5 protein-coding genes are annotated in these 11482 nt (G+C 40.2%); 3 read left to right on the top strand and 2 right to left on the bottom strand.

Going from position 1 to position 11482, the window contains the following annotated elements; all coding sequences use genetic code 11:
* Positions 1–49: 49 nt before the first annotated feature.
* Both BWI44_RS18380 and gyrA read right to left on the bottom strand, forming a co-directional pair.
* Entirely contained in the window at positions 50–1306 is a 1257-nt protein-coding gene (locus BWI44_RS18380; RefSeq protein WP_171032203.1) for a tetratricopeptide repeat protein, read from the bottom strand.
* A 31-nt stretch (positions 1307–1337) separates the two neighbouring features.
* Positions 1338–3908 (bottom strand): DNA gyrase subunit A, encoded by a 2571-nt coding sequence (gene gyrA / locus BWI44_RS18375; RefSeq protein WP_138293218.1) that lies wholly within the window; start codon positions 3906–3908, stop codon positions 1338–1340.
* Positions 3909–4241: 333 nt separating this feature from the next.
* Between gyrA and BWI44_RS18370 the strand changes: the two genes are divergently transcribed.
* From BWI44_RS18370 to BWI44_RS18360, 3 genes are all read left to right on the top strand, one after another.
* A complete protein-coding gene (locus tag BWI44_RS18370) occupies positions 4242–6764 on the top strand; it encodes an ATP-dependent Clp protease ATP-binding subunit (protein ID WP_118222298.1) in 2523 nt (840 codons plus the stop codon).
* 125 nt (positions 6765–6889) lie between these two features.
* Positions 6890–8935, top strand: coding sequence for a molecular chaperone HtpG (htpG, locus tag BWI44_RS18365; RefSeq protein ID WP_195210023.1), 2046 nt, complete (start codon positions 6890–6892; stop codon positions 8933–8935).
* Positions 8936–9121: 186 nt separating this feature from the next.
* Positions 9122–11413 carry a patatin-like phospholipase family protein gene (locus tag BWI44_RS18360; RefSeq protein WP_115503382.1) on the top strand — a complete coding sequence of 764 codons (2292 nt, stop codon included), beginning with the start codon at positions 9122–9124 and terminating at the stop codon, positions 11411–11413.
* Positions 11414–11482: the final 69 nt, after the last annotated feature.

Here is an 11482-nt window from a genome sequence, read left to right as displayed (position 1 = left end):
GTGCCAGAGTTTTGACACAACCTCTTTTTATTAAAAACTATTGATGTGTTTATTGAACCATTTTTTCGATTTCTTCGAATTCAGGTCCCATATCCAAATTGTAGTATACCCGGTATAAACCATTCAACCATAAATCTTTTTGGTCAGGCTTCAATGCTCTTGCTTTTTCATAGCAAGGTTTTGCTTTTTCATAGAAAGCTTTCAAAGTTGCCTGATCTTCTTTATACTTAGGATCATTTACATCTGCTGTTGCTTTCTCTGAGAAGTCTTGTGCTTGCAGACAGTAGATTAAACCTAAATTAGAAAATGCTTCTGCGTAGTTAGGATCTATTTCTGTTGTCTTAGTATAATACTTGATAGCATTATTAAGTGCATCTGCAGCTTCTTGCTCTTTCTTTTCATTTTTCAAGTTAGTGTACATATTGTGATAAAGATATCCTTTTACATACAGATAGAATGTATTATTAGGATCTTTAGCCAACATATCATCAGCAAACTGCATAGCTTCATCGTATTTATTATTATTGCTATAATAATCAATCAAATGACCGAAGAAGAATGAATGTTGAGGGTATTTCTGCAAACCTTCTTTTAAAGAAGCAACCCACTTAATAGTATCACCTTGTGCTTTTAAAGCTGTAGAGATGAATTCCATTGCATACTGACCTACTTCCTTATCATTCTGTGCATAAGGAGCATATTTCAGAACGCTAGGGTAATCTTCCATCTTAGCCGCTGCCAAACTTGCATAATATGCAATCTGTGGTAAAATAGTATCTGTTTGTAGGAAATTTTCCTTTTCAAACATAGGATTCTGAGCTATTTCAATGTAAGTTCCAAAGAAATCTAATGCTTCTTTGTTCTTCTCCAAATTATAGTATTGAATACCTCCATTGATCAAGTTAGGACGCTCTGCTATAATTGCAGCAGCGTTAGCCTTTCTGTACTTGTTCTTAATCTTTCCCTTTTCATTTGGAACTTGTGCCAGTTCATCACATTTGAGGTAGTACTTACACATGTTTAATGCACTGTTGTATACCTTAAGAGTATCATAAGGTTTTCTCAAAAATGCGTCTTTCATTTCCTCCTCATTAATCCTTTTTTGAATAAAACCGGCTACATCCCAAGTGTCGGCATTATCCTTTGTTTCAGGATTAGTCAAGGCTTGATTGATGAGCTGTTCGGCCTTATTAAAGTTCGGCTTTACTTCATTCGCAATGCTTTTAGCTTCTTTCACAGTCTTTTCTTGAGCGAAAGTGAAGCCTGCAGCGAGCAATAAAATCACTGAAAATAATACTCTTTTCATGATAGTTGTAAAATTAAAATTAATATTATGTCTATTCTTCATCTTTATTATTGACTTCATTATCAGAGTTATAGTCTTTCTCCTCTCCTTCTACTTCATTTATAGTAGGCGGAATTGGAGAATTTTCATCATCAACAGGAATTTCATCTTCCATACTTTCTGATGTAACCTTACATACTGAACCGATCTCATCGTTTCTCTTTTCAAGATTGATCAGACGAACACCTTGGGTAGCACGACCCATAATACGGACATCAGCAACTTTCAGACGAATGGTGATACCAGATTTATTGATAATCATCAAGTCATTATCATCTGTTACAGACTTAATTGTTACCAATTTACCTGTTTTATCGGTGATATTCATCGTCTTAACACCCTTACCGCCACGATTAGTCTTACGGTAGTCTTCGATATCAGAACGTTTGCCATAGCCTTGTTCAGAAACTACCATAATGGTTTCTGCTTCAGGATCTTTGATGCAAATCATTCCAACGACTTCATCTTGCCCGTCTTCGTCAAGCGTCATACCACGCACACCGGTTGCAGTACGTCCCATAACGCGTACAGCACTTTCGTGGAAGCGAATAGCACGTCCATTACGATTGGCAATGATAATTTCGTTGTCACCGTTAGTCATACGTACTTCGATAACGCGGTCGTCCTCACGGATAGTAATAGCGTTTACACCATTCTGGCGAGGGCGGGAATACTGTTCAAGTAATGTTTTCTTAATAACACCATTCTTGGTACAGAATAAGACATAATGACTGTTGATGAAGTCTGTGTCAGAAAGGTTCTTCACACGCAGATATGCATTTACAGCATCGTCTGAATCAATATTCAGCAAGTTTTGGATGGCACGTCCCTTGGAATTCTTGGTACCTTCGGGGATTTCATATACTTTGAGCCAATAGCACTTACCCTTTTGAGTAAAGAACATCATGGTATTGTGCATGGTTGCCGGATATATGTGTTCAATGAAGTCTGCATCGCGGGTATCTGTACCCTTAGAGCCTACTCCACCACGGTTTTGAGCACGGAACTCACTCAACGGAGTACGTTTAATATAGCCCATATGAGAAATGGTGATAATCATTTCGTCATCTGCATAGAAATCTTCCGGATTGAATTCTTCGGATGAGTAAACAATCTCAGAACGACGTTCATCTCCGTATTTTGCTTTTACTTCAATTAATTCATCAGTAATAACTTTGCGGCAAAGTTCGTCATTCGAAAGAATTTCTTCGTAATAAGCAATCATCTTCATTACTTCTTCATATTCAGCGTGAAGCTGATCCTGCATCAGTCCGGTCAATTGGCGCAAACGCATTTCTACGATGGCACGAGACTGAATTTCAGTTAATTGGAAGCGTTCTATCAAGCCGGCAATAGCGTCATTAGGTGTCTTTGCAGCACGGATGATACGGATTACTTCATCGATATTATCTGATGCTATGATTAATCCTTCCAATATATGAGCGCGTTCTTTAGCCTTACGCAAGTCATATTGAGTACGACGGATAACTACCTCATGGCGATGTTCTACGAAGTACTTAATCATGTCTTTCAGATTCAGCAAACGAGGACGTCCGTGTACCAATGCTACGTTGTTTACACTAAAAGAAGTCTGTAACAACGTCATTTTATAGAGCTTATTCAGGACTACGCTGGCGTTGGCATCACGTTTGATATCAATCACGATACGCATACCTTCACGGTCAGACTCATCATTGGCATTGGAGATACCTTCTATCTTCTTATCATTGGCTAAATCAGCAATATTCTTGATCAGTTCCGCCTTATTGACACCATACGGGATTTCCGTGATGACAATTTTGTCATGCGTAGAACTGGTTTCAATTTCTGCTCTTGCACGCATGATAACGCGACCGCGACCTGTAAGATATGCCTCGCGTACGCCACTCATACCATATATATATCCTCCTGTTGGAAAATCGGGAGCTTTCACATAGTTCATCAACTCCTCTATCTCGATATCGTTGTTCTCGATGTATGCGATGCAAGCATCAATAACCTCTGAAAGGTTGTGTGTCGGCATATTGGTTGCCATACCTACAGCAATACCAGATGCACCGTTTACCAAAAGGTTTGGAATACGGGTAGGCATAACGGTAGGCTCCTGCAAAGAATCGTCGAAGTTGCTCTGCATATCAACGGTTTCTTTGTCGAGGTCTTGCATCATATCTTCACCAATCTTGCGCAAGCGACACTCGGTGTAACGCATAGCTGCTGCGCTATCACCGTCTACCGAACCATAGTTACCTTGGCCATCTACCACCATGTAACGCATTGCCCAAGGCTGTGCCATACGAACTAATGCACCGTAAACGGAAGAGTCACCATGCGGGTGATACTTACCCAATACTTCACCTACAACTCTGGCTGATTTTTTATAAGGTTTATCAGACGTATTTCCCAGTCCCATCATCCCGAAGAGAATTCTACGGTGGACAGGCTTAAAACCATCTCTAACATCCGGAAGGGCACGCGAAACGATGACCGACATGGAATAGTCAATGTACGATGACTTCATTTCCTCCTCGATGTTAATCTTTATAATTCTGTCTTGTTCAAGCATTTAAAAAGATTATTAATTATACATACTTTGGTTCATAAAAAACCACGCTAAAGTACTGCTTTTTTACGATATACAAAAGTTTTCGCCCATAAACTTTATTTCAGAACCATTCTCTCACCTACTTTGTTCTTATAATATATAAATAAGGTATTAATAAGGAGCTTTTTCCCTAGAATGAAAGCATTTTAGTATGATACTGGTGAACGGATATTAAACTGTGGCACGGGTTTTGTATATAAATAATAAATAAAACGATGAAATACGTACTGGAAATTATAAATGCGTATCTTTGTATTAAGTAACACCTTAGAATAAGGAAGGAGAATATTAAGTATGAATAATCAGTTTTCACAAAGAGTTTCTGACATTATCACTTACAGCAAGGAGGAAGCTAACCGGCTGAAAAATAGATATATCGGTCCGGAGCATCTTCTACTCGGCATGTTGCGAGACGGCGGAGGGAAAGCTATAGAAATATTGCAGAAACTGGATATAGACCTAAACAGGGTTAAGAAACGCCTGGAAGGTTTTTTAAAAGAGATTGAAGATGATAACTTGTTGCCCGATGCAGACATTCCATTGTCTCCGATGGCAGCTAAGATATTGAAAATGTGTATACTCGAGGCTCGTCTGCTGAAGAGTGCCACTGCTGATACTGAACATGTATTGCTGGCTATCTTGAAAGACGGTAATAATTTGGCCGCTACGGTATTGGAAGAAGATAATATAGATTATAAGTCGGTGTTCGAACAGCTTTCTATGAAAGCCAGCCCTAACGCAGGTATGGGATTTACGGAAGATGATGACGAGGAAGAAGATGAGATGAATATGTCTTCACGTTCTTCTCAAAGTGGTAGTTCACAGTCTTCTACGCAAACAGCGTCTAAGAAACCATCCAATGATACTCCGGTATTGGATAACTTTGGTATGGATATGACCCGGGCTGCGGAAGAAGGTAGACTGGATCCTGTGGTAGGTCGTGAACGTGAAATCGAGCGGTTGGCTCAGATATTAAGCCGTCGTAAGAAGAATAATCCGGTATTGATAGGTGAACCTGGTGTAGGAAAATCAGCCATTGTAGAAGGATTGGCATTACGTATCGTTCAGAAGAAAGTATCCCGTATTCTGTTTGATAAACGTGTGGTAATGCTTGATATGGCTTCTGTAGTGGCCGGAACCAAGTATCGCGGACAGTTTGAGGAGCGTATTCGTTCTATCATTAATGAGTTACAGAAGAATCCGAATGTGATTCTGTTTATTGACGAGATTCACACGATTGTGGGTGCCGGAGCAGCTGCCGGTTCTATGGATGCTGCCAATATGCTGAAACCTGCATTGGCACGTGGTGAAATACAATGTATAGGTGCCACTACCCTTGATGAGTACCGGAAGAATATAGAAAAGGACGGTGCTTTGGAACGCCGTTTCCAGAAAGTGATTGTTGAACCGACCACTGCTGAGGAAACGCTCCAGATATTGAAGAATATCAAAGAGAAGTACGAAGACCATCATAATGTGACTTATACGGATGAAGCGCTGGAAGCATGTGTCAAGTTGACAGACCGCTACATTACTGACCGTAATTTCCCGGATAAGGCTATTGATGCTTTGGACGAAGCCGGTTCGCGCGTCCATCTGACAAACATTACTGTTCCGAAAGAGATTGAAGAACAGGAGAAACTGATTGAAGAAGCCCGTCAACAAAAGGCGGATGCGGTGAAATCGCAGAATTTCGAACTTGCTGCCAGTTTCCGTGATCATGAGAAAGAGTTTTCTGCTCGTCTGGAAGAGATGAAGGCTGAATGGGAAGCTCGTTTAAAAGATGATCGCCAGATAGTTGGCGAGGAGGAAATTGCGAATGTGGTTTCTATGATGTCCGGTGTGCCTGTACAGCGTATGGCGCAGGCTGAAGGTATCAAGTTGGCGGGTATGAAAGAAGAGTTGCAAGCTAAAGTTATAGCTCAGGATCCGGCTATTGAAAAGGTGACGAAAGCAATTCTGCGTAGTCGTGTAGGATTGAAAGATCCTAACCGTCCTATCGGAACATTCTTGTTCCTGGGGCCTACGGGTGTGGGTAAAACTCACTTGGCGAAACAGTTGGCGAAATATATGTTTGGTTCTGCCGATGCGCTGATACGTGTGGATATGAGTGAATATATGGAGAAGTTTACCGTTTCTCGTCTTGTTGGCGCACCTCCGGGATACGTAGGATACGAAGAAGGCGGACAGTTGACAGAGAAAGTGCGCCGTAAACCTTACTCTATCGTATTGTTGGACGAGATTGAGAAAGCCCACCCGGATGTATTCAACATCTTGTTACAACTGATGGATGAAGGTCGTCTGACTGACAGTTATGGCAGAACTGTAGACTTCAAGAATACAGTAGTTATCATGACTTCCAATATCGGTACACGTCAATTGAAAGACTTCGGTCGTGGTGTAGGTTTTGCCGCCCAAAATCGTACGGATGATAAAGAATATTCACGCGGCGTGATACAAAAGGCTTTGAATAAGTCGTTTGCCCCTGAGTTTCTGAACCGTGTCGATGAGATTATTACTTTCGACCAGCTTTCGCTGGATGCTATCGAAAAGATTATCGATATCGAGTTGAAAGGCTTGTATGAGCGCGTGGAATCTCTTGGATATAAGCTTGTTATTGATGCTAAAGCCAAGACGTTCATGGCATCTAAAGGATATGATGTGCAGTTTGGTGCCCGCCCGTTGAAGCGTGCCATCCAGACTTATCTGGAAGATGGACTTTCGGAATTGATTATTTCTTCCGAATTGCAGACGGGCGATACGATTTCTGTCTCTTTGAACGAAGAAAAAGGAGAACTGGACATCAAGAAAGCATGAAAATAAAGTCTTTTTAGAAGATGATAAACAGTCAAAATGTCAGTCCTTATGGGCTGGCATTTTTTTTGCATTACACTTGCCAAACGATTAAATATATAAACTTAAAAATATAAATCATAAGTAGTATGCAAAAAGGAAATATTGGGGTGACTACCGAAAACATTTTCCCCGTTATCAAAAAATTCTTGTACAGCGATCATGAAATTTTTCTCCGTGAGTTGGTTTCTAATGCCGTAGATGCTACGCAGAAGTTGAAAACCTTAGCCTCTATTGGCGAGTTTAAAGGTGAGGTTGGCGATTTGACCGTACATGTGTCTTTAGGAAAAGATACAATTACTGTTTCAGACCGTGGTATTGGTTTGACTGCCGAAGAAATCGACAAATATATCAACCAAATTGCCTTTTCAGGTGCCAACGACTTTCTGGAGAAGTATAAGAATGATGCTAATGCAATTATTGGACACTTCGGTTTGGGCTTTTATTCAGCTTTCATGGTGGCTAAGAAAGTGGAAATAATCACGAAATCCCATAAGGAAGGTGCTCAAGCAGTGAAATGGAGTTGCGATGGTAGTCCGGAGTTTACCATTGAGAACATTGATAAAGCTGACCGTGGTACAGATATAGTACTTTACATTGATGATGAAAGTCAAGAATTCCTGGAAGAGGCCCGCATTTCTTCTCTGTTGAAGAAATATTGTAGTTTCCTTCCCATACCTATTGCTTTTGGTAAAAAGAAAGACTGGAAAGATGGGAAACAGGTTGAAACAGACGAAGATAACATCATCAATGACAGTAATCCGTTGTGGACATTGAAGCCCAGCGAACTGAAGGATGAAGATTATAAGAAGTTCTATCGTGACCTGTATCCGATGTCTGATGAACCTCTGTTCTGGATACATCTGAATGTAGATTATCCGTTCCATCTGACAGGTATCCTCTACTTCCCGAAAGTAAAGAGCAATATCGAACTGAATAAGAATAAGATACAGCTTTATAGCAACCAGGTATACGTTACGGATTCAGTAGAAGGTATCGTACCTGACTTTCTGACACTGTTGCATGGTGTGCTCGATTCTCCGGATATTCCGTTGAATGTATCCCGTTCTTATCTACAGAGCGACTCTAACGTGAAGAAGATTTCGACATATATCACGAAGAAAGTATCTGATCGTCTGCAATCTATCTTTAAAAATGATCGCAAACAGTTCGAGGAAAAGTGGAATGACCTGAAGATTTTCATCAATTACGGAATGCTTACTCAGGAAGACTTCTATGACAGAGCAAAAGATTTTGCCCTTTTCACCGATACGGATGGTAAATGCTATACATTTGAAGAGTATCAGAAGCTGATCAAAGATAGTCAGACTGATAAAGATGGCAATTTGATCTATCTGTATGCTAATCATAAAGATGAGCAATTCAGCTATATCGAGGCTGCTAAGAATAAGGGATACAATGTGTTGCTGATGGATGGTCAACTGGATATTGCTGTAGTAAGCATGTTGGAGCAAAAGTTTGAGAAATCTCGCTTTACCCGTGTAGATAGTGATGTTATAGATAATCTGATTATCAAAGAAGACAAAAAAGGTGAAACTCTGGAAGCAGGTAAACAAGAAGCTCTTTCTGCTGTGTTCAAGAGCCAGTTGCCTAAGCTGGAAAAGGTTGAGTTTAATATCACTGCGCAGGCTTTGGGTGAAAACTCTTCTCCTGTGATGATTACTCAAAGCGAATATATGCGCCGTATGAAAGAAATGGCTAATATTCAGGCAGGTATGAGTTTCTATGGAGAAATGCCTGATATGTTCAACCTTGTGTTGAATTCAGATCATAAACTGGTGAAAGAAGTTCTTGCAGACGAAGAAAAAGAATGCGACTCTGTTGTAGCTCCTATTCAGCAAGAAATGGATGACGTAGACAAACGTCGTAATGAGCTGAAAGATAAACAAAAAGGTAAGAAAGACGAAGAAATTTCTACTGCTGAAAAGGACGAAGTGAACGGGTTGGATCAGAAGTGGGAAGAACTGAAAACAAAGAAAGACGAAATATTTGCCGGATATGCAGCTAAAAATAAAGTTGTCCGCCAATTGATTGACCTGGCATTGCTGCAAAATGGCATGCTGAAAGGTGAAGCTTTGAATAACTTTGTGAAGAGAAGCATCGAGCTAATCTAAATACGCCCTTTATTCACAATCTATATGCTGGGAGCATTGCAACTTTTATAAGAGTTGTAATGCTCCTTTTTTCGTATATTTTGTGTGGGAACGCTTGTTTTTTAGCGTTGGATACGTCCAATTTCGAAACAATTGCATATATTTGAGCTTTGATAATAATATATTTTCAGCTCGGAACTTTGAAGTATGAAAAGAATTCTTTTGCTTTTATCGTTTTGTTTCTTGTTGCTGCCCATGTTGCATGCCCAAAAAGTTGGACTTGTATTGAGTGGTGGTGGTGCGAAAGGTATGACGCATATCGGCATCATTCGGGCTTTGGAAGAAAACAATATCCCTATCGATTATATTACCGGTACATCCATGGGAGCCATTATCGGCTCGTTGTATGCCATGGGATACTCTCCCGATGATATGGAGGCTTTGCTGCGTTCAGAAGACTTTAAACGCTGGTATTCGGGAAAAGTAGAACCTAAATATGCCTATTATTTCAAGAAAAGTATTCCCACACCGGAGTTTTTTAATATCCGTTTTGATTTTAAGGATTCCTTGAATGTCAAACCGCAATTACCGACCAGTATGGTTAACCCCATTCAGATGAATCTGGTGTTTGTGGAGCTGTTTGCCCGTGCTACGGCTGCTTGTGACGGTGATTTTGATAGGCTGTTTGTTCCTTTCCGCTGTATCGCTTCTGATGTATACAATAAACGGCAAATAGTGTTAGGGAAAGGTGACCTGGGAGATGCTGTCCGTGCTTCTATGAGTTTCCCGTTTGTTTTTAAGCCTATTGAGATAGATAGCGTGCTGGCTTATGATGGTGGTATTTACAATAACTTTCCAACGGATGTAATGCGGGATGATTTCCATCCGGATATTATCATTGGTAGTGTGGTGGCTGCCAATCCATCTAAGCCTAAAGAAAATGACCTTATGAGTCAGATTGAGAACATGGTGATGCAGAAGACGGACTATTCTATTCCGGATTCTGTCGGCATCCTCATGACATTCAAGTATGATGATGTGAACTTACTTGATTTCGACCGTCTTCAGGAACTCCATGATATAGGTTACAATCGCACTCTTAGCCTGATGGATTCTATAAAGGGGCGTATTCATCGTAGGGTGAATGCAGATAATGTGCGTTTACGCCGTTTGGTTTATCGCAGTAATCTGCCGCAGCTCTATTTTCAGAAAATTTATATTGATGGAGCTAACCCCCAGCAACAGGCTTATATTCAGAAGGAATTTCATGATGAAGAAGATGAACCATTCACCTACGAAGATCTGAAGCGTGGATATTTCCGTTTACTTGCGGATAACATGATATCGGAAATCATTCCGAAGGCGGTATTCAATGAGGAAACCGATATGTACGATTTGCATCTGAAAGTAAAGATGGAGGATAATTTCTCTGTCCGCTTGGGGGGTAGTGTGTCTACGACGAGTTCCAATCAGATATATCTGGGATTGGGCTATCAGAACTTAAATTATTATGCCAAAGAGTTTACGTTTGATGGCCAATTGGGTAAAGTTTATAATAATGCCCAACTGATGGCGCGTATAGACTTGCCTACTCATATTCCTACTTCATATCGGCTTATTGCGTCTATCAGTACTTTTGATTATTACAAGAAGGAGAAACTGTTCTCTAAAAACGATAAACCTTCCTTTAATTCAAAGGATGAACGATTTCTGAAGTTGATTATCGCTTTACCGTTCTTAGCGAATAAACGGGCTGAATTTGGCTTTGGTATTGGGAAATTGCAAGATAACTATTTTCAATCCAGTGTGATAAACTTTGAAGAAGACCGTTCGGACAGGAGCTTATACAGGCTTATAGGCGGTTCTATTAGTTTTTATGGAAGTACACTGAATTCTCGTCAATACGCTACAAAAGGATATAACGAGAAATTAATAGCTCAGATTTTTACGGGAAAAGAAAGATATAAGCCTGGAAATCCGACAGAACAGCCTGTTACACAGGAACGGCAATCATGGTTACAGATTTCTTATATGAAAGAAGCATATCATAGTATGGCGCCTAAATTTGTTTTGGGATGGATGGCGGAAGCGCTGTATTCATCGAGAAACTTCTCGGAGAATTTTACGGCGACAATGATGCAGGCTGCAGAATTTTCGCCGACTCCGCATAGTAAGCTGATGTATAATGAGGCTTTCCGCGCCAATCAGTTTCTGGCTGCCGGTATCAAGCCTATGTTTATTTTCAATGATATGTTTCATCTGAGAGGAGAATTTTATGGATTTATGCCTATTTTTCCTATCGAGAAGAATACGCAAAACAAAGCATTTTATGGAAAAGCTTTCTCAAAGGTAGAATATATGGGAGAAGTTTCTGTTATTTGCCAATTACCTTTTGGAGCGATCTCTGCTTATGTAAATCATTATAGCTCACCGAGAAGGGAGTGGAATGTGGGGCTGAGTATCGGCTGGCAACTGTTTAATTACCGTTTCATCGAATAATTTTCTTCAAAAAAAGTTTGTAGAATGCTTGCAGTTTCAGAAAAAGTCCGTATCTTTGCACCCGTTAAA

This window comes from Bacteroides sp. Phil13, from assembly GCF_001940965.1.
GTDB lineage: Bacteria > Bacteroidota > Bacteroidia > Bacteroidales > Bacteroidaceae > Bacteroides > Bacteroides intestinalis.
The sequence above is the reverse complement of the archived record's forward strand: the minus strand, read 5'-3'. Positions and strand labels throughout refer to the sequence as shown.

Excerpts from the sequence above, each read along its gene's own strand:
- htpG (WP_195210023.1), top strand. The coding sequence starts at position 6,890 with ATGCAAAAAGGAAATATTGGGGTGACTACCGAAAACATTTTCCCCGTT.
- BWI44_RS18360 (WP_115503382.1), top strand. The coding sequence starts at position 9,122 with ATGAAAAGAATTCTTTTGCTTTTATCGTTTTGTTTCTTGTTGCTGCCC.
- BWI44_RS18380 (WP_171032203.1), bottom strand. The coding sequence starts at position 1,306 with ATGAAAAGAGTATTATTTTCAGTGATTTTATTGCTCGCTGCAGGCTTC.
- gyrA (WP_138293218.1), bottom strand. The coding sequence starts at position 3,908 with ATGCTTGAACAAGACAGAATTATAAAGATTAACATCGAGGAGGAAATG.
- BWI44_RS18370 (WP_118222298.1), top strand. The coding sequence starts at position 4,242 with ATGAATAATCAGTTTTCACAAAGAGTTTCTGACATTATCACTTACAGC.